21 protein-coding genes are annotated in these 23,251 nt (G+C 72.7%); 11 read left to right on the top strand and 10 right to left on the bottom strand.

What is annotated here, in order from left to right; genetic code table 11:
• Nucleotides 1–149 precede the first annotated feature (149 nt).
• The 6 genes from scy to ACFY2Z_RS30450 all read left to right on the top strand — a co-directional run bounded on the left by scy (nucleotide 150) and on the right by ACFY2Z_RS30450 (nucleotide 9,284).
• On the top strand, nucleotides 150–3,998 hold the full coding sequence (gene scy / locus ACFY2Z_RS30475; protein ID WP_390747290.1) for a polarized growth protein Scy: 3,849 nt from the start codon (nucleotides 150–152) through the stop codon (nucleotides 3,996–3,998).
• Nucleotides 3,999–4,178: 180 nt separating this feature from the next.
• Nucleotides 4,179–5,114: a cellulose-binding protein gene (locus ACFY2Z_RS30470; protein ID WP_390747289.1), complete on the top strand. Its 936-nt coding sequence runs from the start codon at nucleotides 4,179–4,181 to the stop codon at nucleotides 5,112–5,114.
• A 133-nt stretch (nucleotides 5,115–5,247) separates the two neighbouring features.
• Complete coding sequence (locus ACFY2Z_RS30465; protein WP_390747288.1) at nucleotides 5,248–6,222, top strand: ABC transporter ATP-binding protein; 975 nt, start codon at nucleotides 5,248–5,250, stop codon at nucleotides 6,220–6,222.
• Between the two features lie 3 nt (nucleotides 6,223–6,225).
• Nucleotides 6,226–6,996, top strand: coding sequence for an ABC transporter permease (locus ACFY2Z_RS30460; protein WP_390747287.1), 771 nt, complete (start codon nucleotides 6,226–6,228; stop codon nucleotides 6,994–6,996).
• A gap of 141 nt (nucleotides 6,997–7,137) precedes the next feature.
• Nucleotides 7,138–8,418 (top strand): ABC transporter ATP-binding protein, encoded by a 1,281-nt coding sequence (locus tag ACFY2Z_RS30455; RefSeq protein ID WP_390747286.1) that lies wholly within the window; start codon nucleotides 7,138–7,140, stop codon nucleotides 8,416–8,418.
• A complete protein-coding gene (locus ACFY2Z_RS30450) occupies nucleotides 8,415–9,284 on the top strand; it encodes an ABC transporter permease (RefSeq protein ID WP_390747285.1) in 870 nt (289 codons plus the stop codon). Before ACFY2Z_RS30455 ends, ACFY2Z_RS30450 begins: the two co-directional genes overlap by 4 nt.
• A gap of 15 nt (nucleotides 9,285–9,299) precedes the next feature.
• Here the strand turns inward: ACFY2Z_RS30450 and ACFY2Z_RS30445 are convergent, their stop codons facing one another.
• Nucleotides 9,300–9,632, bottom strand: coding sequence for an ATP/GTP-binding protein (locus tag ACFY2Z_RS30445; protein WP_390747284.1), 333 nt, complete (start codon nucleotides 9,630–9,632; stop codon nucleotides 9,300–9,302).
• A gap of 220 nt (nucleotides 9,633–9,852) precedes the next feature.
• Here ACFY2Z_RS30445 and ACFY2Z_RS30440 point away from each other — a divergent pair, with 220 nt between their 5' ends.
• Complete coding sequence (locus ACFY2Z_RS30440) at nucleotides 9,853–10,881, top strand: LLM class flavin-dependent oxidoreductase (RefSeq protein WP_390747283.1); 1,029 nt, start codon at nucleotides 9,853–9,855, stop codon at nucleotides 10,879–10,881.
• A gap of 105 nt (nucleotides 10,882–10,986) precedes the next feature.
• On the opposite strand, the gene ACFY2Z_RS30435 is transcribed toward ACFY2Z_RS30440, so the two are convergent.
• Nucleotides 10,987–11,379 (bottom strand): SCO5389 family protein, encoded by a 393-nt coding sequence (locus ACFY2Z_RS30435; RefSeq protein ID WP_310767044.1) that lies wholly within the window; start codon nucleotides 11,377–11,379, stop codon nucleotides 10,987–10,989.
• 292 nt (nucleotides 11,380–11,671) lie between these two features.
• Between ACFY2Z_RS30435 and nucS the strand changes: the two genes are divergently transcribed.
• A complete protein-coding gene (nucS, locus tag ACFY2Z_RS30430) occupies nucleotides 11,672–12,343 on the top strand; it encodes an endonuclease NucS (RefSeq protein ID WP_390747282.1) in 672 nt (223 codons plus the stop codon).
• A gap of 180 nt (nucleotides 12,344–12,523) precedes the next feature.
• On the opposite strand, the gene ACFY2Z_RS30425 is transcribed toward nucS, so the two are convergent.
• The 3 genes from ACFY2Z_RS30425 to ACFY2Z_RS30415 form a co-directional block, all read right to left on the bottom strand.
• Nucleotides 12,524–15,070 carry an ATP-binding protein gene (locus tag ACFY2Z_RS30425; RefSeq protein ID WP_390747281.1) on the bottom strand — a complete coding sequence of 849 codons (2,547 nt, stop codon included), beginning with the start codon at nucleotides 15,068–15,070 and terminating at the stop codon, nucleotides 12,524–12,526.
• A 244-nt stretch (nucleotides 15,071–15,314) separates the two neighbouring features.
• A complete protein-coding gene (locus ACFY2Z_RS30420; protein ID WP_311697334.1) occupies nucleotides 15,315–15,638 on the bottom strand; it encodes an STAS domain-containing protein in 324 nt (107 codons plus the stop codon).
• A gap of 151 nt (nucleotides 15,639–15,789) precedes the next feature.
• The gene (locus ACFY2Z_RS30415) at nucleotides 15,790–16,638 is read right to left on the bottom strand and encodes a 3-hydroxyacyl-CoA dehydrogenase family protein (protein WP_390747280.1); all 849 of its coding nucleotides are present in this window, start codon (nucleotides 16,636–16,638) and stop codon (nucleotides 15,790–15,792) included.
• A 268-nt stretch (nucleotides 16,639–16,906) separates the two neighbouring features.
• On the opposite strand from ACFY2Z_RS30415, the gene ACFY2Z_RS30410 reads away from it, so the two are divergent.
• On the top strand, nucleotides 16,907–17,479 hold the full coding sequence (locus ACFY2Z_RS30410) for a cob(I)yrinic acid a,c-diamide adenosyltransferase (protein ID WP_311697336.1): 573 nt from the start codon (nucleotides 16,907–16,909) through the stop codon (nucleotides 17,477–17,479).
• Between the two features lie 257 nt (nucleotides 17,480–17,736).
• On the opposite strand, the gene ACFY2Z_RS30405 is transcribed toward ACFY2Z_RS30410, so the two are convergent.
• From ACFY2Z_RS30405 to ACFY2Z_RS30385, 5 genes are read right to left on the bottom strand one after another with little or no spacing between them, the layout of a single operon-like run.
• Entirely contained in the window at nucleotides 17,737–17,976 is a 240-nt protein-coding gene (locus ACFY2Z_RS30405) for a hypothetical protein (RefSeq protein ID WP_390747279.1), read from the bottom strand.
• A complete protein-coding gene (locus ACFY2Z_RS30400) occupies nucleotides 17,976–18,392 on the bottom strand; it encodes a hypothetical protein (protein ID WP_390747278.1) in 417 nt (138 codons plus the stop codon). Before ACFY2Z_RS30400 ends, ACFY2Z_RS30405 begins: the two co-directional genes overlap by 1 nt.
• Nucleotides 18,393–18,442: 50 nt before the next feature.
• Nucleotides 18,443–19,906: a sensor histidine kinase gene (locus ACFY2Z_RS30395; protein WP_390747277.1), complete on the bottom strand. Its 1,464-nt coding sequence runs from the start codon at nucleotides 19,904–19,906 to the stop codon at nucleotides 18,443–18,445.
• Nucleotides 19,903–20,601, bottom strand: coding sequence for a response regulator transcription factor (locus ACFY2Z_RS30390; RefSeq protein ID WP_390747276.1), 699 nt, complete (start codon nucleotides 20,599–20,601; stop codon nucleotides 19,903–19,905). The genes ACFY2Z_RS30395 and ACFY2Z_RS30390 overlap by 4 nt, the downstream gene beginning before the upstream one ends.
• A gap of 10 nt (nucleotides 20,602–20,611) precedes the next feature.
• The gene (locus tag ACFY2Z_RS30385; RefSeq protein WP_390747275.1) at nucleotides 20,612–21,193 is read right to left on the bottom strand and encodes a hypothetical protein; all 582 of its coding nucleotides are present in this window, start codon (nucleotides 21,191–21,193) and stop codon (nucleotides 20,612–20,614) included.
• A gap of 156 nt (nucleotides 21,194–21,349) precedes the next feature.
• On the opposite strand from ACFY2Z_RS30385, the gene ACFY2Z_RS30380 reads away from it, so the two are divergent.
• On the top strand, nucleotides 21,350–22,516 hold the full coding sequence (locus tag ACFY2Z_RS30380) for a sensor histidine kinase (RefSeq protein WP_390747274.1): 1,167 nt from the start codon (nucleotides 21,350–21,352) through the stop codon (nucleotides 22,514–22,516).
• Nucleotides 22,513–23,154, top strand: coding sequence for a response regulator (locus tag ACFY2Z_RS30375; RefSeq protein ID WP_390747273.1), 642 nt, complete (start codon nucleotides 22,513–22,515; stop codon nucleotides 23,152–23,154). Before ACFY2Z_RS30380 ends, ACFY2Z_RS30375 begins: the two co-directional genes overlap by 4 nt.
• The last annotated feature ends 97 nt before the right edge of the window (nucleotides 23,155–23,251 follow it).

Here is a 23,251-nt window from a genome sequence, read left to right as displayed (position 1 = left end):
GGCCGGGGTCCGGGTTTCGGGGGACGAGCGTCGGGGCAGCAGCCCATGCTCCGTCGTTGATCTGACACCATTCCCCGGGGGCCCCGTTCGGCGGATGGACGGAGCTCGTTTGGAGAGACTTGCGACCAGGGGACGGATGGGACCGCGCAGTGCGGGGCTACGAACGCCAGGAGCGAGAGCCGGCGGCTGACGTCGACCACCTCTCTCGGTTCGAGGCCGAGATGGAGCGGCTGAAGACCGAGCGGGAAAAGGCGATCCAGCACGCCGAGGATCTCGGCTACCAGGTCGAGGTGCTGCGCGCCAAGCTGCACGAGGCGCGGCGCACACTCATGACCCGTCCCGCCTACGACGGGGCCGATCTCGGTTACCAGGCCGAGCAGATGCTCCGTACGGCGCAGACGCAGGCGGACCAGCTGCGGGCGGACGCGGAACGCGAGCTGAGCCAGGCCCGCGCCCAGACGCAGCGCATCCTCCAGGAACACGCCGAGCAGGTCGCCCGCCTCCAGGCGGAGCTGCACGCGGAGGCGGTCGCCCGCCGCCAGCAGCTGGACCAGGAGCTCGCGGAGCGCCGGCAGACCGTCGAGTCGCACGTCAACGAGAACGTGGCGTGGGCCGAGCAGCTGCGCGCCCGCTCCGAGTCGCAGGCCCGCCGGCTCGTCGAGGAGTCGCGCGCCGAGGCCGAGCAGTCCCTGGCCGCCGCGCGCGCCGAGGCCGAGCGGCTCGTCGCCGAGGCCCGGCAGCGGCTGCAGAGCGACACCGAGAGCGCCCGCGCCGAGGCCGACCAGATCCTGCGCCGGGCCCGCACGGACGCCGAGCGGCTGCTCAACGCCGCGTCCACCCAGGCCCAGGAGGCCACCGACCACGCCGAGCAGCTGCGGTCCTCCACCGCGACCGAGTCGGACGCCGCCCGCCGTCAGGCGGCGGAGCTCAGCCGTACCGCCGAGCAGCGGATGACGGAGGCCGAGACGGCCCTGCGCGAGGCGCGCACCGAGGCCGACAAGGTCCTCGCCGAGGCGAAGGACGCCGCCGCCAAGGCCCTCGCCCATGCCGAGTCGACCAACGAGCAGCGCACGCGCACCGCCAAGGAGCAGGTCGCCCGGCTGGTCAGCGAGGCCACCAAGGACGCGGAGGCCACCAAGGCCGAGGCCGAGCAGGTGGTCGCGGACGCGCGCGCCGAGGCCGAGAAGATCCTCGCCGAGGCCGGCGAGAAGGCCCGCAGCATCACCGCCGAGGAGACCGCCTCCCAGCTCGCCAAGACCGCCCGCACGGCCGAGGACGTCCTCACCAAGGCGTCCGAGGACGCCAAGGCGACCACCAAGGCCGCCGCCGAGGAGGCCGAGCGGATCCGCCGGGAGGCCGAGGCCGAGGCGGACCGGCTGCGCGGTGAGGCGCACGACCTCGCCGAGCAGCTCAAGGGCGCGGCGAAGGACGACACCAAGGAGTACCGCGCCAAGACGGTGGAGCTGCAGGAGGAGGCCCGCCGGCTGCGCGGCGAGGCCGAGCACCTGCGCTCCGAGGCGGTCGCCGAGGGCGAGAAGATCCGCGCCGAGGCCCGGCGCGAGGCCGTCCAGCAGATCGAGGAGGCGGCCAAGACCGCCGAGGAGCTGCTCGCCAAGGCGAAGGCCGACGCGGACGAGCTGCGCCAGAGCGCCACGAACGACAGCGAGAAGGTCCGTACCGAGGCCATCGAGCGCGCTTCGACGCTGCGCCGCCAGGCCGAGGAGACCCTGGAGCGCACCCGCAAGGAGGCCGAGACCCAGCGCGCCGAGGCCGTGGAGCTGTCGGACGCGATCAGGGAGCAGGCGGAGAAGGCCGCCCGCGAGCTGCGCGACGACACCGAGCGGGCCGTCGAGGCCCGCCGCGCGGAGGCCGCCGAGGAGCTGGCCCGCCTCCACAGCGAGGCCGAGCAGCGGCTCGCCTCCGCCGAGGAGGCGCTGTCCGACGCGCGGGCGGAGGCCGAGCGGATCCGCCGCGAGGCCGTCGACGAAGGCGACCGGCTCCGGTCGGAGGCCGCCGAGCGCAGCCGTACGCTCCAGGCGCAGGCCGAGGCCGAGGCCGACCGGCTGCGTACGGAGGCCGCGGCCGACGCGTCCGCCTCCCGTGCCGAGGGCGAGGCCGTCGCCGTACGCCTGCGTACGGACGCGGCGACCGAGGCCGAGCGGCTGAAGACGGAGGCGCAGGACACCGCGGACCGGGTCCGGGCCGAGGCCCAGGCCGCCGCCGAGCGGCTGGCCGCAGAGGCCACCGAGACGCTGGCCGCCGCCCAGGACGAGGCCGTCCGGCGCCGCCGCGAGGCCGAGGAGCTGCTCGGCTCCGCACGGCAGGAGGCCGACCAGGAGCGCGAGCGGGCCCGAGAGCAGAGCGAGGAACTGCTCGCCGTGGCGCGTGCCCGGGTCGAGGAGGCCCAGACCGAGGCCGTCCGCCTGGTGGAGGAGGCCGACCGGCGCGCCACCGAGATGGTGTCGGCCGCCGAGCTGCACGCCCAGCAGGTGCGGGACTCCGTGGTCGGGCTGCACGAGCAGGCCCAGGAGGAGATCACCGGACTGCGCTCGGCCGCCGAGCACGCGGCGGACCGTACGCGCACCGAGGCGCAGGAGGAGGCGGACCGGGTCCGCGCCGACGCCTACGCGGAGCGCGAGCGGGCCGCCGAGGACGCGGGCCGTATCCGCCGGGAGGCCGCCGAGGAGACGGACGCCGCCAAGTCGCTGGCCGAGCGGACGGTCTCGGAGGCGATCGCCGAGGCCGAGCGGATGCGCACGGAGATCGCCGAGCACGCCCAGCGCGCCCGGACGGAGGCGTCGGACACCGTCGCCACCGCCGAGCAGGACGCGGCGCGCACCCGTGCGGAGGCGCGCGAGGACGCCAACCGGATCCGCTCGGACGCGGCCACGCAGGCGGACACCCTGATCACCGAGGCGGCGGCGGAGGCCGAGCGGCTCACCACGGAGACCGCCGCCGAGGCCGAGCGGGTCCGGGCCGAGGCCGTGGCCAAGGCCGATGCGCTCCTCTCGGACGCCACCGGCGAGGCGGAGCGACTGCGCGCCGAGGCCGCCGAGACGGTCGGGTCCGCGCAGGCGCACGCCGAACGCGTCCGCAAGGAGTCGGAGCGAGTGCGGGCCGAGGCCGAGGCGGAGGCCGAGCGGCTCACCACGGCCGCCCGCGAGGAGGCCGAGCGCACCCTGGACGAGGCTCGCAAGGACGCCAACAAGCGGCGCTCCGAGGCGGCCGAACAGGTGGACACGCTCATCACGGAGACCACGGCCGAGGCCGACAAGCTGCTCAAAGAGGCCCAGCAGAGCGCGCACCGGACGACGGCGGAGGCCGAGACGCAGGCGGACACCATGGTGGGTGCCGCGCGCAAGGAGGCCGAGCGCCTGGTGGCCGAGGCGACGGTCGAGGGCAACACGCTGGTGGAGCGGTCGCGTTCGGACGCGGACGAGCTGCTCGTCGGGGCGCGCCGGGACGCGACCGCGATCCGGGAGCGCGCGGAGGAGCTGCGCGAGCGCATCACGACGGAGATCGAGGAGCTGCACGAGCGGGCGCGGCGCGAGTCGGCCGAGACGATGAAGTCGGCCGGCGAGCGGTGCGACGCGCTGGTCAAGGCCGCCGAGGAGCAGCTGGAGAAGGCCAAGGCACAGGCGAAGGAGACCCTCTCGGAGGCCAACTCCGAGGCCGGCAAGGTCCGTATCGCCGCCGTCAAGAAGGCGGAGGGCCTGCTGAAGGAGGCCGAGCAGAAGAAGGCCACGCTGGTCTCCGAGGCCGAGCAGATCAAGGCCGAGGCCATCCGCGAGGCCCGCAAGGCCGTCGAGGAGGGCAAGCGGGAGCTGGAGATCCTGGTGCGCCGGCGTGAGGACATCAACGCGGAGATCTCGCGTGTCCAGGATGTCCTGGAGGCGTTGGAGTCCTTCGAGGCCCCGAACGGTGGCAAGGACGGAGGCGTCAAGGCGGGAGCCGCAGCGGGTGCGACCCGTTCGGGTGGCAAGACGTCAGAAGGGTAGTCAGAAGCGCTGATTCTGTGCTTGTCGGGACGTTTCCACAGGTCCTGGCAAGCCTCCCGACAGTCAGCCACCCAAAAGGAGTGTCATTCTCCAGATCAAACACGCATCCGCTCGATGACACGCCGCATCGACCCCTAGGATTCCCTTATCACCTCACTGGTCTCATTCGACAGGAACCCCATGAGCGACACTTCCCCCTACGGCTTCGAGCTTGTGCGGCGTGGGTACGACCGCGCTCAGGTGGACGAACGGATCTCCAAGCTCGTCTCCGACCGTGACAGTGCTCTCGCACGCATCACCGCTCTGGAAAAGCGCATCGAGGAGCTCCACCTCGAGACGCAGAACGCCCAGGCCCAGGTAAGCGACGCGGAGCCGTCGTACGCGGGTCTCGGCGCGCGCGTCGAGAAGATCCTCCGTCTCGCCGAGGAGGAGGCCAAGGACCTGCGCGAGGAGGCCCGCCGCGCCGCCGAGCAGCACCGTGAGCTCGCCGAGTCGGCGGCCCAGCAGGTGCGCAACGACGCAGAATCGTTCGCCGCGGAACGCAAGTCCAAGGCCGAGGACGAGGGCGTCCGGATCGTCGACAAGGCCAAGAGCGACGCCTCGCAGCTGCGTGCCGAGGCGCAGAAGGACGCGCAGTCCAAGCGCGAGGAGGCGGACGCCCTCTTCGAGGAGACCCGCGCCAAGGCCGCGCAGGCCGCCGCCGACTTCGAGACGAACCTCGCCAAGCGGCGTGAGCAGTCCGAGCGCGACCTGGCCTCCCGTCAGGCCAAGGCCGAGAAGCGACTGGCCGAGATCGAGCACCGCGCGGAGCAGCTCCGCCTGGAGGCCGAGAAGCTGCGTACGGACGCCGAGCGCCGCGCCCGCCAGACGGTGGAGACGGCCCAGCGCCAGGCCGAGGACATCGTGGCCGACGCGAACGCCAAGGCCGACCGCATCCGCTCGGAATCCGAGCGCGAGCTGGCGGCGCTGACCAACCGTCGCGACTCCATCAACGCCCAGCTCACGAACGTCCGCGAGATGCTCGCGACGCTCACGGGCGCGGCGGTGGCCGCCGCCGGTTCGCCGACCGAGGACGAGCCGATCTCCCGTGGGGTCCCGGCGCAGCAGACCCGGTAACGCCTGACCGGTTGTGTACGACAGGGCCCGCATCCTTCGGGGGTGCGGGCCCTGTCGTACGCGGGCACCAGTCCCTTCCGCCGGGCGACCGGCTCGGGTGGCAGGCCCCGAACGCCCGTCTTACGGTGGCCGCATGATCGAGCTGGAGGGGCTGACCAAGCGGTACGGCGAGAAACTGGCGGTCGACGACCTCACGTTCACGGTCAGACCGGGCATGATCACGGGCTTCCTCGGGCCGAACGGCGCCGGGAAGTCGACCACCATGCGGATGGTGCTCGGGCTCGACCATCCCACCGCCGGCGACGTCCGTATCGACGGGATGCACTACGACCAGCTGAAGGACCCGCTGACCCGCATCGGCGCCCTGCTCGACGCGGGGGCGGTGCACGGCGGGCGCAGCGCCTTCAACCATCTGCTGTGTCTCGCGCAGAGCAACGGCATTCCCGCCTCCCGCGTCCACGAGGTCCTCGACACCGTGGGGCTGACCGCCGTGGCGCACAAGAAGGCCAAGGGCTTCTCGCTCGGCATGGGCCAGCGCCTCGGTATCGCGGCCGCGCTCCTCGGCGACCCGGACATCCTGATGTTCGACGAGCCGGCCAACGGCCTGGACCCCGAGGGCATCCACTGGATCCGCACCCTGATGAAGTCCCTGGCGGCGCAGGGCCGGACCGTGTTCGTCTCCAGCCATGTGATGAGCGAGATGGCGCTGACCGCCGACCATCTCGTCGTGATCGGCCAGGGCCGGCTGCTCGCCGACACCTCCATGGCCGACTTCATCCGGCAGAACTCCCGGACCTACGTCCGGATCCGCACCCCGCAGCGCGAGCGGCTGCTCGATGTGCTGCACGAGGGCGGCATCACGGTCGTCGAGTGCGGCAGCGGCGCCCTGGAGGTGGAGGGCGAGAAGGCGGAGCTGGTCGGCGAACTGGCCGCCGGCCACCAGATCGTGCTGCATGAGCTGAGCCCCCGGCAGGCCTCGCTGGAGGAGGCGTTCATGCGGCTGACCGCACCGGCGGTGGAGTACCACGCGCACACCGACGCGGCCGTCGGCCGGCCCCGGCAGGCGGCACGCGCCGGATGGGGTGCCGACCGGGGAAAGGCGGGCTGAGCCATGGCGGTGACCCAGGTCCTGCGCTCGGAGTGGACGAAGATCCGGTCGGTTGCCTCCACGGTGTGGACGCTGTCCCTGGCCCTGGTCGTCACCGTGGTCCTCGGCATGCTGATCTCGGCGCTGACCCGGAGCGAGTCCGACCGCACCCTCCCGGCCGACCGGCTCTCCTTCGATGCGACCTATGTGAGCTTCGCCGGGATGAGCCTCGGCCAGCTCGCGATGATCGTGTTCGGGGTGCTCGTCGTGTCGAACGAGTACAGCACCGGCATGATCCGCACCTCGCTGGCCGCGGTCCCCCGGCGCGGCATGTTCCTGTTCGGCAAGGTCGCGGTGGCGACCGCGCTCGCCCTCGTCGTCGGCATGGTCACGAGCTTCGCCGCCTTCTTTCTCGGGCAGGCGATGCTCGGCCCCTACCGGGCGTCGCTCGGCGAGCCCGGCGTGCTGCGCGCGGTCTTCGGCGGCGGCCTCTATATGACGCTCATCGCGGTGTTCTCGATGGGGGTCGCGGCGATGCTGCGCTCGCCGATGCTGTCGCTCGGCATCCTGATGCCGTTCTTCTTTCTGATCTCCAACATCCTGGGGAGCGTCTCCGCGACGAAGAACGTCGGCCGTTTCCTGCCCGACCAGGCCGGCAGCAGAATCCTCCAGGTCGTGCCGAGCCTCGGCGACGACACCCCGTACGGCCCCTGGGGCGGTCTCGGGATCATGGTGCTGTGGGTGGCCGCGGCGCTGGCCGGTGGATACCTCCTGCTGAGGAGACGCGACGCCTGATCGTCAGGTCCCCGTCACACCCCGGTGACCTGCGAGCTTTTACATTCTCTTGAGTGGAACCGTCAGCGCCCCGATATCCTCCTAACCCTTACGGGGGCAGTGTGGGCCCCGACGTCCTGAACCTTTCGATGGGTGCGGAGCATGATCGAGGCAGTCGGCCTGACGAAGCGCTACGGCGACAAGACGGCCGTGTACAACCTTTCCTTCCAGGTGAGGCCCGGTGCCGTCACCGGCTTCCTCGGGCCCAACGGCTCGGGCAAGTCGACGACCATGCGGATGATCCTCGGCCTGGACAACCCGACCGCCGGGCAGGTGACGATCGGCGGCTACCCGTACCGCCGGCTGCCGAACGCCGCCCGCCACGTCGGTGCTCTGCTCGACGCCAAGGCCGTGCACGGCGGCCGGTCCGCCCGCAACCACCTGCTCAGCCTGGCCCAGCTGTCCGGCATCCCGGCCCGCCGCGTCGACGAGGTGCTCGGCGTCGTCGGGCTCCAGGAGGTGGCCAGGAAGCGGTCCAAGGGCTTCTCGCTCGGCATGGGCCAGCGTCTCGGCATCGCCGCCGCGCTGCTCGGCGACCCCCAGGTGCTGCTGTTCGACGAGCCGGTCAACGGCCTGGACCCCGAGGGCATCCTCTGGGTGCGCAATCTGATGAAGGCGCTCGCTGCGGAGGGCCGTACGGTCTTCGTCTCCTCCCATCTGATGAGCGAGATGGCGCTGACCGCCGACCACCTGATCGTGATCGGGCGCGGGCAGCTGCTCGCCGACATGAGCGTCAAGGACTTCATCTCGGCGAACTCCGCCGACTTCGCGCGGGTGCGCACGCCCGACACCGAGCCGCAGCAGCGCGAGAAGCTGACCTCCGCGCTCACCGAGGCGGGCGGCCATGTGCTGCCCGAGCAGGACGGCGCGCTGCGGATCACCGGGCTGCCGCTGCCGCGCATCAGCGACATCGCGCACGACAGCGACGTACGCCTGTGGGAGCTGTCGCCGCACCAGGCATCGCTGGAAGAGGCGTACATGCGGATGACGCAGGCCGCGGTCGACTACCGCTCGACGATCGACCAGAAGGCCGGCCTGATGCAGCCGCTGCCGCCCGGCGTCCAGCCTCCGGTGCCGGTGCCGGGGCAGGGCCAGCCGGGCTGGTACGCCCCGCCGTCGCCCCAGCACGGCGGGCAGCCGTTCGCGCTGCCCGGGCAGCCGCCCGCGGACACGGACGGGCAGCCGAACCCCTACGCCCAGCCGGCCCCGCAGGACCAGGCGCCGGCCCCGGCCGCAGCGCCCGCCGCGCCGGCTCCCGCGAAGCCCGAGGCCTCCGCGCCCGAGCAACCGCCCGCGAAGCCGGCGGAGTCCGCTGCCCCGGCGCCCGCCTCCGCCCCTGCCTCCGCCGCCGCCGACCTGACCAAGTCCGAGGACGCCCGATGAGCACCCCCCAGCCCCCGATGCCGCAGGCCGCGCCCGCCTGGCAGACGGCCTCCGGGTCCGCGTATCCCACCTACACCTCGCCGATCCCCGTGGTGCGCACGCGCCTCGGACACGCCCTCTCCTCGGAGTGGACGAAGATCAGGTCGGTGCGCTCCACGATGTGGACGCTGGGCGTGTTCGTCCTGCTCGTCGTCGGCATCGGTCTGCTGGTCGCCGCGCTGGTGGCCGCCAGCTCCGGGACGGCGGAGCTGAACGGGCAGAACCCGCTGTCGTTCGGCGTCTTCGGGCTGCTGCTCGGCAGCATCTGCCTCATGACGCTGGGCGTGCTGACCACGGCCTCGGAGTACGGCACCGGCATGATCCGCACCACGATGGTCGCCTGCCCCTCCCGCGGGCGGGTGCTGGCCGCGAAGGCGGTGGTGTTCTTCGCGGTCGCGTTCACCGTGACCCTGATCTCCGTCGGCCTGGTCGCCTTCGCCGATGTGGCCCTGCTCGACGGCGCCCGGACGCCCTCCGGCGGGGAGTGGCTGAAGGGCACGCTCGGGATCTCGCTCTACCTGGCGCTGCTCGGCCTGCTCTCGCTCGCCCTGGGCTCGATCATCCGGCACTCGGCGGGTGCCATCACCATCATGATCGGCATTGTGCTGGCCCCGCTGGTCATCGCGCTGTTCATGTTCTCGGACTCGCTCGACGGCGTGCGCAAGGCCCTGTTCGAGTACTCGATCCCGAACCAGCTCAGCGTCTTCTACTCCAACTCCCTGACCTCGTCGGGCCCGTCCGGCTGGGACCCGCTGTGGATCATGGCCGGGGTGACCGCCGCCGCCTTCGCGGGCGCCTATCTGCTGCTGGAGCGTCGGGACGTGTAGTCAGTCCCTCAGTCCTCAGTACCTCGGCGCGTTACGGGACCGCTGCACCCGCGTGGTGCGGCGGTCCTTCGCGCTCCAGCAGGCCCGGTGCCAGTGCCGGCGGTCGTCCACGCCCGCGTGCTCGGGCCAGGCCACCACATGCGGGACGCCGGAGGGGATCACCTGGTCGCAGCCCGGGCAGCGGTAGGTCTTGCCCTCGGTCGCGGCGCCCGCCACATGACGCACGCTCCACTCCTCGCCGCGCCAGCTCTCGGTGGTCTGCCGGCCGCCGTAGCGGGGCTGCTCGTCGTCCTCCGCGTTCCGGCCGGACGAGCCTGAGCCCTTGGGGCGGTTGCGACGCGGCGACACGGAACACCTCACGGAGTCATCGGGGAGCAGGGGCCGCATCCAGCCTACGCGGGCTCGACGCGGGTACGCGTACGTATCCAACCCTGACAGAACCCCCTCCCACCGGCCGATTCTGTAGACAATCCGCAAATCTCTCCGTGAGGCCGTGACTTCGGCACATGTCAGGCAGTTATGCCGGGCGGGGGAGCTCCGCGTCGGAGCCAGGAAAGCAGGAAATGCCATGCTCGTAGGAAGTTTTGTACTGGCCGCCCAGTTTCCGGGCCAGGGACAGGGGGAAGCGCTGCACCGTGCGGTGCGGTCGGCCGAAGTCGCCGAGGAGGCGGGCCTCGACGCCGTGTGGCTGGCCGAGCACCACTTCGTGCCGTACGGCACATGCCCCTCCGCGATCACCCTGGCGGCACTCCTGCTGGGCCGCACCCGACGGATCCGGGTCGGTACGGCGGTCAGTGTGCTGCCCACCTCCCACCCGGTGGCGCTCGGCGAGCAGGCCGCGCTGCTGCACCTCACCACGGGCGGGCGCTTCACCCTGGGCGTGGGGCGCGGCGGCCCCTGGGTGGACCTGGAGGTGTTCGGCGCGGGCCTGCGGGCGTACGAGACGGACTTCCCCGAATCACTCGATCTGCTGGTGCGCTGGCTGCGTGAACCGTCCGTCGCCGCCGCGGGGGAACGATTCACCTTCCGTGAGGTCCCGGTCGTCCCGCGCCCGTCCGAGTCGCTCACCGACACCGAGGGCCCCGAGGTCGTCGTCGCCTGCACCTCACCCGCGAGCGTGAGGCTCGCGGCCGAGCGGGGGCTGCCGATGCTCCTCGGCATGCATGTCGGGGACGAGGAGAAGGCGGACATGGTGGCGCTGTGGCGGAGTTGCGCCCGGGCGGCCGGGATCGACGGAGACACCGTCGCCCGGGCCGGTCATGTCTCGGCCGGCGTCTGCCAGATCGCCGACCGCCGCGCCGACGCCGTCGAGACGCTGACGAAGGCGATGCCAGGCTGGCTGAAACAGGGCCTCGAGGCTCATGTGACGGTCGACGGCCGGGCCCGGAGCATGCGGGACCCGCTGGCGTACACCGAACTGCTCTGCGGACTGCACCCGGTGGGCACGCCACGGCTGTGCGCCGACCGTCTGACGGCTACCTCCGAGCGCACGGGCATCAATCGCTTCGCCCTGTTGCTCGAAGGCTCCGGGGACCTCGCGGCGACGGAGGAGAACGTGCGCAGGCTGGGTGCCGAGGTGCTGCCCCAACTCCGTTGAACCCGCCGGGCCCGGGCCCGTCACCCGGGCCCGGCGGGAGCTTGCCGCTCCGGTACAGATGCACCTCCCGCGTACCGAGCGGCAAGCCTTACGGCTTCATGTGGCTCAGCAGTCGCGCAGTTCCGGCGACTGGTTGAGCAGTTGACTGCGGACCGAGGTGAAGCGAGCCAACGTGTCGTCCACTGAGGAGTCCAGCGGGAACACCGCCACCCGGTGGCAGTTCTGGAAGGCCAGGCGCACTCCGAAGTGCCGCTGCAGGGCGCCGCGTATCGCGTCACTGGCAAGCGCACGCAGCAGCTGTCCACGTGCCTGCTCGTCCGGCGGGGGCGTCTGGTTGTCGGCGAACGCGCCGCCGTCCACCTTCAGCTGGGCCACCAGGGAGCTGATCATCTCCCACGCATAGGGCAGGGAGGTCCGGACGCAGTCGACGAAATCGGCTTCGTCGACCTCGCCTCGCTCGGCCTGTTCGAGTAGGGCCGGTGAGACGTCGAGCGACATGGGTACTCCTCTCGCACCCCGAGACAACAGGGGTTCACGGACAGGGACGGGAAGTTCGCGATATCGAACACGCTGCGTACACACCGCGCGACCTCCCGTTTACTACGGTAAGCAACGGACGGTGACCGCACCAGGAGAATGCGCACAGAGCCGACTCTCATTAGGCACACAACAAGCCATTGGCGAACGGGGGCATCCCGGGTGAAACGGAGGATGCGGGGAGGCCGGTCCGCAGCGGGACCGAGGAGGGCGAATCGCGTCGGGGCGGTTCGGTCGAGTAGCGTTGCCGACCATGCGTCTCGTCATTGCCCGGTGCTCAGTCGACTACGCGGGTCGGCTCACCGCCCACCTTCCCTCCGCACCCCGCCTGATCCTGGTGAAGGCGGACGGCAGCGTCTCGATCCACGCGGACGACCGGGCCTACAAGCCCCTCAACTGGATGTCGCCGCCCTGCACGCTGAAGGAGGGGTCGGGCGACGAGGAGGGCGTCTGGACCGTCGTCAACAAGACGGGCGAAAAACTGATCATCACAATGGAGGAAGTCCTCCATGACTCCTCGCACGAACTGGGCGTGGACCCCGGGCTGATCAAGGACGGCGTGGAAGCGCACCTTCAGGAACTGCTCGCGGACCGCATCGAGACCCTCGGCGAGGGCTACACGCTCATCCGCCGCGAGTACATGACGGCGATCGGCCCGGTGGACATCCTGTGCCGGGACGCCGAGGGCGGGACCGTGGCGGTCGAGATCAAGCGGCGCGGCGAGATCGACGGGGTGGAGCAGCTCACGCGCTACCTGGAACTCCTCAACCGCGACCCGCACCTCGCGCCGGTCCGCGGTGTCTTCGCGGCCCAGGAGATCAAGCCCCAGGCCCGTGTCCTCGCGACGGACCGCGGCATCGGCTGCGCGGTCCTGGACTACGACGCGCTGCGGGGCATCGAGGACGACAAGCTGCGGCTGTTCTGAGCCCGCTGTTACGGTTCCGCCGACCGACGGCCGGGGCCGAGCCCGTGCCACACGGACTCGGCCCCGGCCGTCGGTCTTCCGGGCAACGCTCAGGCGGGCCGGGCCGCCGCGGAGGACGCGGGGGCGGAGGTGGCCGCCGTGCGGGACGGGCACGCGGCCCTTCTCATGCCACAGGGGCCGTCAGATGACCGAACCCGTGCTGCTGGGTGTCCCCGAACCGCCGCTCACCGAACTGGTCGTCGCGGCCGGGGCACTGGAGGACGCCGGGCCGCTGGCCGAATCGGAGACAGGGGGCGTGGACGGCGTCACCGTCGCCGTCGGCGATGAGGACGACGGCGGTGGCTGCGAAGACGGCGGCTCCTGCGACGTCGACGGCTTCGACGTCGGCGTCGTCGGCCTCGTCGGCGGCCGGGACGTCGGCCTCGACGACGACTTCGACGGGGTCGCCCCCGTCGTGTCGGTCGGGGCGTCGGACGGCATGCCGCCGGTGGTACCCGGGGTCGGAGTGCCCGACACCCCGTCCGGGCCCGGGGCCGTCGCCGTCGGGGCATTGGCCACGCCGACCTTGCCCCCGCCGCTCCCCTTGTCCGGCTTGTCCGCACCGAGGCCGTCGTCGTTCGGGTCCTGGCTGGCCGAGGGGCCCACGCGGACGTTGTCGGACGGGGTGTCGCTGTGGTTGTCGGTCATGCCGAGGGTCACCACGGTGCCGAGCACGGCCACCAGAGCCGCCCCCGCGCCCGCGGCGACCAGATTGCGCCGGGTGCCCTGCACCACACCGCGAAGGCCACCGGGCCGGGGCGCCGGCGTGGTCGTCGCCCGGTACGTGAGGAGCGTCGCCGTGTCGCCGCTCGACGTGGCCGGGGCGAAGGCGGCCGGAACTCCGTCGGCCGGGGAGGCCGGGCCCTCCTGCCGCGCGTCAGGCGTCTCCTCGTCCGCGGTGACACCCCGGCCGAGCGGCGCCGTGTCCGCGCGGTCGGAGACCAGGGCGAGGGCCCGCCGTCCGGCGATCGTGCCGCGCTTGTCGGCGAGGGCGCCGCGCAGCCCGATGGACGCCTCGAGTTCGGCGCGGGCCCGGTCGACCTGCCCCGCACAGAGCGCGAGTATCCCCAACTCATGGTGGAAGTAGGACTGTTCGCCGACCGAACCGGCGAGCCGGGACGCCTCCGCGCCGAAGCGCAGCGCCCGCTCCCAGGCCCCCCAGTCGAGCCCCGCGGCGAACGCGGGCGCCGCCTGACGGGCCAGCTGTACGGCGGGGGCCTCCTCCTCGTCCTCTCCGGGCGAGGACGCGTTCCCCTCCTGCTGGGGGGCTGCCGGCTCCCGGGTGGTGAGCGGCACCAGGGCGGCCAGCGCGGCCAGCAGGGCGTCGGCCTCGGCCACCACCCGCGCCGGGGTGACGGAGGGGTGTCCGGCCCACCAGGAGTAGTGCTGGGCGGCCTTGAGCGCGTACTCCTCCACCCCGGTCGCGTACCCGGCGGCCTCCAGCTGGGCGGTCACCCCGGCGGCGAGGCGGTATCGGGAGCCGGCCTGGGAGACCAGCGCGCAGTCGGCCAGCTCGGCGAGCGCCGCATCCGCGTGGGTGTCGTCCACGAGGGCCGGCAGATGCGTCTGGTGGGGCACCTCGCCGCCCAGCGCGACCGCGAACTTGAGCGTCTCACGCGCCGACGGGCTCAGCCGGGAGGCGAGCAGCGGCGCGGCCGCGGCCGCCTCGGCGAGGGACGGCAGCGGTGCGGCGGGTCCGTCGGCGGCGTCGCCGGGCGCGGGATCGCCGGCCCGCTCGGGGACGTGCTGGAAGACGCCGAACTCGTCGACGGCGTCCTCCTCGGCCCGCTGCCGGTCCCGCTGCCGCAGCAGCGCCCCGGCCTGCATGAAGCGCAGCGGCAGTCCCTCGGACTCGAACCACAGGTCGCCCGCCCAGTTGGCCTCGTCCTCGGTGAGGTCGCGGCCGACGGCGCGCTCCAGGAGTTCCAGGCTGCCGGGGCGGTCGAGTCCGCCGAGGAAGACCTCCTCCACGCGCGAGTCGGCCGAGGGCGCGGGCACCTCGGGGGTGGCGGCGAGCAGGAAGGCGCACTCGGGCGTCGCGTCGAGCAGTTCGTCGAGCGCGCTGCCCCCGAACTCCAGGTCGTCCAGGACGACGACGGCGCCGACGTCCTGGAGGTACCGCGCCAGCTCCGCCCGGCCCGGGCGGAACAGGGGCGCGTCGTAGACGGCGGCGAAGAGTTCGTACAGCAGGTCGCTCGCGGAGCGCCGACAGCCGGAGAGGCGGATCACGCCGTCGGGGGCGAGGTCCGCGCAGTCCTCCGCGACGAGGTCCAGAAGCGCGGTACGGCCCGAGCCGGACGGCCCGGTGAGCCGGACCGAGCGGCCGCGTGCGAGGAGCCGTACCAGCCGCTCCCGCTCCTCCTGACGCATCAGCAGGGGCGGCTGCGGGCGGGCCGGGCCGGGCGGTACCGGCGGCCTCGCGGCGCGGGCCTTCTCGGCGCGCTCGGCGGCGGTGTGCTTGGCCGGCGGCTCGGGCCGCTGCCCGGGCGGGCACACCTCTATCTCGCTGCCGTCGACGGGGTTGACGGTGACCAGGAAGTCACCCGTCACAAGCCGCACGGTACGGGCGAGTGCCGGCGCCGGCTGTACGAAGTCGGATGTCATGGGGTCCCGCGGCGGGCGCTGGCGCGGTGTGGCATGGGCGCCGTCGTGGCCGTACTCCTCGGGTCCCGGCTGATTCGGGTCCATAGGTCCAAGCCCCCAAAAGCGTCGTGTGCTGAGCCCCTCCCGGCCTTGCCGCACACTGCGCTGTCGCTTCTGGTCCGGTGCCCGTACGAGGGTTGCGGGCGGCGGGCAGCCGAACCCTAAACCTTCGCACAGTATCGCTGACAAGCCGGGGTGCCGCGCCGTCCGAGACATCACGGTCTCGTGAGGATTGCGCGCCACGTGCGTTTCGTCGGTGTTCGCTCCCGTGACGCCGCGCGCCGGGTGCTCACACCCCGGGGAGCGACTCCACGCCGATGCCGCCCTCGATGGCCAGGATCCGGTGCAACCGGGTGGCCACCAGCAGGCGCTGCATCTGCGGCGGCACGGCACGCAGCACCAGGCGCCGGCCGCAGCGCCCGGCACGCCGGTGGACCCCCATGATCACCCCGAGGCCCGTGGCGTCCCAGGAGTCCAGTTCGGACAGGTCGAGCACCAGGTCGCCGATCCCGTCGTCGACGGCCGAGTGCAGGACCGTACGGGCGTCCGCCGCGCTGCGGACGTCGAGGCGGCCCCCGACGACCAGCTCGGCGTGGTCGCCCCTGATGTGCATATGCGCTCCCCGAGAGTGCGTCGTCCGTACTCCGTGTTGTGGTTGTGCTTGTGCAACTTCTGACTGCGCCGAGCGCCATCAGGTTGCCGTCTGTAAGCGAACCGATACCGAATTCACTCGATGAGGTGATACCTCAGGAGTACGTACGGATTCAGTACGTGTAGAAGCCCTGCCCGGTCTTGCGCCCGAAGTCACCGGCGTCAACCATCCGGCGCATCAGCTCCGGCGGAGCGAACTTCTCGTCCTGGGACTCGGTGTAGATGTTGCTCGTGGCGTGGAGCAGGATGTCGACGCCCGTGAGGTCGGCCGTGGCCAGCGGTCCCATGGCGTGCCCGAAGCCCAGCTTGCAGGCGAGGTCGATGTCCTCGGCGGTGGCCACGCCCGACTCGTACAGCTTGGTCGCCTCGACGACCAGCGCCGAGATGAGACGGGTCGTCACAAAGCCCGCGACGTCGCGGTTGACGACGATGCACGTCTTGCCGACGGACTCGGCGAACTCGCGCGCGGTGGCCAGGGTCTCGTCGCTGGTCTTGTAGCCGCGGACCAGCTCGACGAGCTGCATCATCGGCACCGGGGAGAAGAAGTGCACACCGACGACCCGCTCCGGGTGCTCGGTGGCCGCCGCGATCTTGGTGATCGGGATGGCGGAGGTGTTGGACGCAAGCACGGCGTCCTCGCGTACGACCTTGTCGAGCGTCCGGAAGATCTCGTGCTTGACCTCGAGCTTCTCGAAGACGGCCTCGACGACGACGTCCGCGTCGGCGGCGGCGTCCAGGTCGGTGGTCGCCGTGATGCGGGCGAGCGCCGCGTCCGCGTCGTGCGCCTCCAGCCTGCCCTTGCTCACGAACTTGTCGTAGGAGGCCTTGATGGCGTCCGTGCCGCGCGTCAGTGCCTCGTCCGTGACGTCACGCAGGACGACGTCCCAGCCGGCCTGGGCCGATACCTGGGCAATGCCGGATCCCATGAGTCCGGCTCCGATGACGGCAAGCTTCCGTGCCACTGTGCGACTCCCCTGACGCGCTGTCCATATAAGGCTCTCGGCCGGACCCTAGCGCCCTGAAGGCGCTGTGTGACCGGTTAGTAACGCGCGTCACGTCTCACATGACGGACTTCACACCGGCACGAATCATTCCGCCGCCGGACGGCGTACGGGAGCAGCCGCGCGCCCCCGGCGGGGTGTCGCCGAGCGGTGCGCCGGGTGCTCCGACCGGCGGTGACGACGGGCACACGGGTGTTCCGCCCGGCCGGGGTCTCACTACGCTGGTCGCATGGTCAATCTGACGCGCATCTACACGCGGACCGGCGACAAGGGCACCACCCATCTCGGGGACATGAGCCGGGTGCCGAAGACCGATCTGCGCATCGCCGCCTACGCGGACGCCAACGAGGCGAACGCGGTCATCGGCACCGCGATCGCGCTGGGCGGCCTGGCCGCGGAGGTCGTCAAGGTCCTCACCCGGGTCCAGAACGACCTGTTCGACGTGGGCGCGGACCTGTCCACGCCGGTCACGGAGAACCCGGAGTTCCCGCCCCTGAGGGTGGAACAGTTCTATGTCGACCGGCTGGAGTCGGACTGCGACCGCTTCCTCGCCGAGCTGGAGAAGCTGCGCTCGTTCATCCTGCCCGGCGGCACCCCGGGCGCGGCACTGCTGCACCAGGCCTGCACGGTCGTACGGCGGGCCGAGCGATCCACCTGGGCCGCGCTGGAGGTCCATGCCGAGGTGATGAACCCGCTCACCGCGACCTATCTCAACCGGCTGTCGGACCTGCTGTTCATTCTGGCCCGCTACGCCAACAAGGAGACCGGGGACGTGCTGTGGGTCCCGGGCGGGGAGCGCTGACCGGCGCTCCCCAGCAGGTGCGGGCGCACACCGGCCGGCGCATCCCCATCGGGCGCACACCGGCCGGCGCATCCCCATCGGGCGCACACCGGCCGACGCATCCCATCGGGCGCACACCGGCCGGCGCATCCCATCGGGCGCGCACCGGCCGGCGCATCCCATCGGGCGCACACCGGCCGACGCATCCCCATCGGGCGCACACCGGCCGACGCATCCCCATCGGGCGCACACCGGCCGACGCATCCCGCTGCCCGGGCTCAGCGGTCGCCGTCGCCCTGCGCGGCGTCCCGGTCCGCCGCGGTGAGCGCCGACTGAGCGGCGTCCACCTTCTTCTGCATGTCCTGCACCGTGCCCTGCCCCCGGTCCGCGCTACCGGAGGGCGTGGCCGACGAGGCGGGCGGGGCAGCCGAGCCGTGGTCCCGTGCGCAGCCCGCGGTGAGGCCCACGAGCAGGACCACCGCGGGGGCCGCGATCCGCAGCATCCGCCGTCCCCGCATCAGCTCGCCGCCTTTCCGTTCCCGTGGGCCGAGCACCAGCTCTTGACCCCCGCGAGATCCTTCTGCCGCTGCTCCAGCGTCGGCACCAGGGACTTGCGGAAGTCCAGCCGGTGCTGGAGATAGGTGGCGATCTCGGTGTGGCCCGCCTTGTTCGCGTTGTCCGCACGCTGCTGGAGCCGCGCGACCGACCCCCGGACGCCCGCGCCCCCGTCGAGCCGCTCGAGCGCCCGCTCGATCCGCCGGTCGATCTTCGGCAGCCGCTTGCACAGCGCCTGCGCCCCGTCGCCGGTCGGCGCGGCAGCGGTGGGGGCGGAAGCGGCCGGGGTGGCGGCCATCGCCGCCCCGGTCCCGCTCACCAGCAGTGCGGCCGTGGCGAGCCCCGCGAGCAGGGTGCGCTGCCGTCGTCGTACGTTCATCGTCGCCTCCGTTCCCGGACGGGCCTGTCGTCCGTCCGTCACAACGGAGGCTAGGAAGCGTCTTTGTGGGAACTCTGTGACCGGTATGCCCCGGCTGTTCCGATCAGCCAGTCGCGCCGTCGGGGCAGGGCTCCACCCGCCCTCGGCAGCCGTATCTCGAACCGTGCCCCGGCACCCTCCGGCCCGTCCATGACCGCGACGCTCCCCCGGTGCAGAGCCGTCTGCTGGGCGACCAGGGTCAGACCGAGACCCGAGCCCGTGCTGTCCGGTCCCCGCCGGAACCGCTCGAAGACCCAGCCGCGGGCCTCGGGCGGAACGCCGGGCCCGTGGTCGTCCACCGTGATCACGACCTCGGCACCGTTCCCGGCCACCCCGACCGCCACGGTCGCCCGTCCCTGCGGATCCCGTCCGTGCGCCAGCGCGTTGACGAGCAGATTGTCCAGCAGCAACCTCAGTCCGGGTTCCCAGCCGGACACGGTGAGCCCCGGCTCGGCCCGCAGTGTGATCCGGGCCTCCGGAGCGCGGCGCCGGGCATCGGCGACCGCCGCGTCCGCGGCCTCCGCCACGTCCACGGTCCCGAACGCCTCCGCCTCCACCAGATCGCCGCGCCCCAGCTCACGCAGCATCATCAGCAGACCGAGCAGGCGGGCGTGCTCGCTGCGCAGATCGGCGAGGACCTCCGCGCGGTCCGGCTCGGGCAGAGCGGGATGGCCGGTGAGGATGTCCAGGTTGGTGCCCATGCTCATGAGCGGGGTGCGCAGTTCGTGCGAGGCGGCGGCGGAGAAGGAGCGGGCGGTCTCCAGGGCCTCGGCGGTGCGGGCGGCCTGTTCGTCGTAGCGGGCGAGGACCGTCCGCAGGGTGGCCGCGAGGTCGTCGACCTCCCGCACACCGGTTCGCTCGTCGTCCAGCCGGGCGGCGCTGGTCCGCGGGTCGAGACCCGCGGCTCGGCGGCCGAGGCGGCGCAGCGGGCCGGTGGCCCCGGTGGCGACGCCCCAGGCGAGCAGGCCGGAGAGCGGGGCGGCGAGCAGGGCGGTCAGGACCACCCGGCGTCGTACCAGCCGGAGTTGGGTGCGGTCGGCCGTGTCGGGCCGGAACACCCAGAGGGTGCCGGTGGCGCGGGGGCCCCGGATCGGCACGGCCAGGGCCCGCCAGCTGCGCCCGGCGTCCCGCACGGTGACCGGTCCGGCGGACCGCGCGGGCAGGGCGACCGAGGCATCGGGCTGGGGTCCGCCGCTGAAGGTCGCCGTGGGTCCGACGACCCGGACGCCGACGTCGAGCGCGGCGCTGTACAGCTGCCGTTCCCTGGTGTCGGCCGCGCGGGGCCGACCGGCGGCGGCCGCCCGGAGCAGGGAGCGCGCGTCCGGGGCCACGGCCGTGGCCCGCTGGCGCAGATGCTCGTCCTCCTCGTGGCGCAGGTCCTGGGCGACCAATCGCAGCAGCAGCCAGCCGGAGGCGAGCACGAGCAGCGGGACGGTGAGCCCCACGGCCAGTCCGATGCGGGTGGACAGTCTCATGACGGCTCCCCCCGCAGGACGAAGCCCACTCCTCGCACGGTGTGCACGAGCCGGGTGCCGCCGTCCGCCTCCAGCTTGCGTCGCAGATAGCTGACGAAGGTGTCGACGGCGTCGGTGCGCACCTCGAAGTCGTAGCCCCACACCCGGTCCAGGAGCTGGTCCCGGGTGAGGACGAGGCCGGCGTTGCGGGCGAGCACCTCCAGGAGCTCGAACTCGCGCCGGGTCAGCTCCAGCGGCCGGCCGGCCCGTTCGGCGGAGCGCGCCGCCGGGTCGATCACCAGGTCCGCGACCCGCAGCAGCTCACGGCCGGCCGGCGGCCTGCGGCGCAGCAGCGCGTGCAGCCGAAGCACGAGTTCCTGCAGGGCGAACGGCTTGACCAGGTAGTCGTCGCCGCCCGCCTGGAGTCCGGCGATGCGGTCGGCGGTCTCGTCGAGCGCGGAGAGCATGAGGACGGGCAGGTCCTGGCCCTCGTCGCGGAGCCGGGTGCACACCTCGATGCCGCTCATGCCGGGCATCGACACATCGAGGACGAGTACGTCGGGCGGGGCGTCGCCGATGGCGGCGAGCGCCTCCGCCCCGCTGCCGGCGGTGCGCACCGCGAAGCCGCTCAGCCGCAGCCCGCGTTCCAGGGAACGCCGGATGGCCGCGTCGTCGTCCACGACCAGGACGCCCCCAAGGCGTGCCGGATGGCTCATGCGCCCCTCCTCATCGTCCGGACAGGGTACGACCCTCCTCCGAACGGGGGGCAGCGGCGGCCGGCGCCTTCTTCGGCCAGAGCAGATATGTCAGGGCGATCAGCCCGTGGATCACGGTGATCCGCAGCGCCGTCCACTGCCAGGACCTCAGCGGGCCGACGGCGTCCGGGTCGCCCACGTACCAGACCGCCGCCTGGAGCAGGGCGGCGGCCACGGCCGCGGCCGACAGGGTGCGCAGCCACAGCCGGCCCTCGTGCCGGGCGCGCGGCATCCCGTAGCGGGGCGGTTTCGGCGGGCGCGGGGCACCGGCCAGGCGGTGCGCGGCGTGGCCGTCCAGGAGGCGGATCGTGCGGTGGCCGTACGCCACGGTGAAGCCGATGTACAGCGCCGCGAGGCCGTGCTTCCAGCCGGGCTCGGCGCCGCTCTTCAGATCGACGGCCGTCGCCACGAACAGCACGACCTCCAGCAGCGGTTCGCCCAGCAGCAACGCCACGCTCGTACGGCGCCACTTGAGCAGATAGCGGACGGCCAGACCGGCCGCCAACAGCACCCAGAACCCGGCCTCGCACGCCACGATCAACCCGACGATCACGGTTCGCTCCTCTCGATCCCCGTTCCCTCCAGGCTCCCGGCGAGCGGCGGCCGGGGCGTCGTCGGCGCTGACGAGGTGCGAGTACATCGAAAGATGCAGTCGAGGACCCTCCCGGGGACGCACGCGGACGGTCCGGGCGCCCTGTTGGATGGAGTCATGGCCCCTCGACTCCCCCGCCCCCACCATGACGATGTACGGATCGCGGTGGGCGGGCTGTCCGGCGGACTGCTGCTGTGGGCCCTCGGGCTCAGCCCCCGCGTGCTCTCCGACCCGGTGGTGCTGTGGCCGGCGTGGTGGGTGCTGCTGGTGCCGCTCGTCGTCACGGCCGGCTGCGAACTGCTGCGCCGCACCCGCCCGAAGGCCGCCCTGCTGATCGGCACGGCCGCGGTGTGCGCCGACACGGTGACCCGGGGAAACGTGGCCACCGTCGTGATGTTCACGGATCTGATGTACGCGGCCGTCCTCTACGGCACCCCGGCCTCCGCCCGACGGCTGCCCTGGGTCACCGGGCTGCTCACGGTGATCGGCGGGGTCCTGCCGCTGGCGCTGTGGCGCGACCCGCGGGGGCTGCTGATCGGCGTCGGGGTCGGGGTGGTCACCCTCGCGCCCGCCGCCACCGGCTGGGTGGTGCGCGACCACCGCGACGCCGCCGAGGCCGCCCGGCTGCGCGCCGAACAGACCGCGCTGCTCGCCGAGATGGACCGGTCCCAGGCGGTCATCGACGAACGGGCGCGGGTGGCCCGGGAGTTGCACGACATGGTCGCCAACCACCTCTCCGCGATCGCCATCCACTCCACGGCGGCGCTCTCCCTCGACGACCCGGAGACCTCCCGGGACGCGCTCGGCGTCATCCGGGAGAACAGCGTGGCGGGGCTCGCCGAGATGCGGCAGCTGATCGGCATCCTGCGCGCGGACGACCGGGCACCGGCCGCGACCCCCACCCTCGACGGCCTCGGCGCCATGGTGGAGAACGCCCGCACCAACGGGCTCGACGTCACGCTCGACACGCGGTGCGGTCAGGTGCCCGCGCCGGTGGAGCTGGCCGCGTACCGGATCGTGCAGGAGTCGCTGACCAACGCCCTCAAGCACGCCGGCCCGGGCCGGGTCACGGTGTGCCTCGCCCAGGACGACGACGCCCTCGCCGTCCGGGTGACCAGTCCCTACGGCCGCCCGGACGGGCCGCGCGCCCCCGGGTCCGGGTCCGGGCTCGTCGGGATGCGGGAGCGGGCCGCGCTGCTCGGCGGTACGTTCGACGCCGGTCCGGACGGGGCGCAGTGGTCCGTGCGCGCCGTCCTGCCCCTCACCCAAGGAGACCCCTCGTGATCCGTGTGCTCGTCGCCGAGGACCAGTCCGCCGTACGCGCCGGGCTGGTGCTCATCCTGCGCGGCGCCCCCGGCATCGAGGTGGTCGGGGAGGCGGCGGACGGCGAGGAGGCGGTGGCGCTCGCCCGGGAGCTGCGGCCGGATCTGGTGCTGATGGATGTGCAGATGCCGCGCCTGGACGGGGTGTCGGCGACCCGGCAGGTGGTCGGTGAGGGGCTCGCCGACGTCCTGGTGCTGACCACCTTCGACCTCGACACGTATGTGTTCGGGGCGCTACGGGCCGGGGCCGCCGGGTTTCTGCTGAAGAACGCGGAGGCCGCGGATCTGGTGGAGGCGGTCCGTACGGTGGCGCGCGGGGAGGGGCTGATCGCGCCGGCCGTGACCCGGCGGCTGATCGCGGAGTTCGCCGCGGGGCCGGTGCGGGAACCGCGGGCCGACGCGGCCGTGCTGGACGCGCTCACCCGGCGCGAGCGGGAGGTGCTGTCCTGTCTGGGCGAGGGGCTGTCCAACGCGGAGATCGCCACTCGGCTCGACATGGCGGAGGCCACCGTGAAGACCCATGTGAGCCGTCTCCTGCACAAGCTCCGGTTGCGCAGCCGGGTCCAAGCGGCCTTCCTCGCACAGGAGTTGGGGATCTAGCACCTCACCTGGGGCACTGGTCCAGACCTATTGACCTATGGTCCAGACCTTTCTATTCTCGCCGCACCGTGGGCTGGAGGCTCAGTCATGCCCACGA

Source organism: Streptomyces sp. NPDC001222 (assembly GCF_042896945.1).
Lineage (GTDB): Bacteria > Actinomycetota > Actinomycetes > Streptomycetales > Streptomycetaceae > Streptomyces > Streptomyces gibsoniae.
Note: the sequence above shows the minus strand (reverse complement) of the source record. Positions and strands in the feature narration are given on the sequence as shown.

What these genes read in the sequence shown, in the direction of transcription:
- ACFY2Z_RS30440 (WP_390747283.1), top strand. Translation starts at nt 9,853, where the DNA reads ATGCTCGTAGGAAGTTTTGTACTGGCCGCCCAGTTTCCGGGCCAGGGA.
- ACFY2Z_RS30455 (WP_390747286.1), top strand. Translation starts at nt 7,138, where the DNA reads ATGATCGAGGCAGTCGGCCTGACGAAGCGCTACGGCGACAAGACGGCC.
- ACFY2Z_RS30390 (WP_390747276.1), bottom strand. Translation starts at nt 20,601, where the DNA reads ATGAGCCATCCGGCACGCCTTGGGGGCGTCCTGGTCGTGGACGACGAC.
- ACFY2Z_RS30420 (WP_311697334.1), bottom strand. Translation starts at nt 15,638, where the DNA reads ATGCACATCAGGGGCGACCACGCCGAGCTGGTCGTCGGGGGCCGCCTC.
- ACFY2Z_RS30450 (WP_390747285.1), top strand. Translation starts at nt 8,415, where the DNA reads ATGAGCACCCCCCAGCCCCCGATGCCGCAGGCCGCGCCCGCCTGGCAG.
- ACFY2Z_RS30405 (WP_390747279.1), bottom strand. Translation starts at nt 17,976, where the DNA reads ATGCGGGGACGGCGGATGCTGCGGATCGCGGCCCCCGCGGTGGTCCTG.
- ACFY2Z_RS30435 (WP_310767044.1), bottom strand. Translation starts at nt 11,379, where the DNA reads ATGTCGCTCGACGTCTCACCGGCCCTACTCGAACAGGCCGAGCGAGGC.
- ACFY2Z_RS30460 (WP_390747287.1), top strand. Translation starts at nt 6,226, where the DNA reads ATGGCGGTGACCCAGGTCCTGCGCTCGGAGTGGACGAAGATCCGGTCG.
- ACFY2Z_RS30410 (WP_311697336.1), top strand. Translation starts at nt 16,907, where the DNA reads ATGGTCAATCTGACGCGCATCTACACGCGGACCGGCGACAAGGGCACC.
- nucS (WP_390747282.1), top strand. Translation starts at nt 11,672, where the DNA reads ATGCGTCTCGTCATTGCCCGGTGCTCAGTCGACTACGCGGGTCGGCTC.
- ACFY2Z_RS30400 (WP_390747278.1), bottom strand. Translation starts at nt 18,392, where the DNA reads ATGAACGTACGACGACGGCAGCGCACCCTGCTCGCGGGGCTCGCCACG.
- ACFY2Z_RS30465 (WP_390747288.1), top strand. Translation starts at nt 5,248, where the DNA reads ATGATCGAGCTGGAGGGGCTGACCAAGCGGTACGGCGAGAAACTGGCG.
- ACFY2Z_RS30425 (WP_390747281.1), bottom strand. Translation starts at nt 15,070, where the DNA reads ATGGACCCGAATCAGCCGGGACCCGAGGAGTACGGCCACGACGGCGCC.
- ACFY2Z_RS30395 (WP_390747277.1), bottom strand. Translation starts at nt 19,906, where the DNA reads ATGAGACTGTCCACCCGCATCGGACTGGCCGTGGGGCTCACCGTCCCG.
- ACFY2Z_RS30380 (WP_390747274.1), top strand. Translation starts at nt 21,350, where the DNA reads ATGGCCCCTCGACTCCCCCGCCCCCACCATGACGATGTACGGATCGCG.
- ACFY2Z_RS30470 (WP_390747289.1), top strand. Translation starts at nt 4,179, where the DNA reads ATGAGCGACACTTCCCCCTACGGCTTCGAGCTTGTGCGGCGTGGGTAC.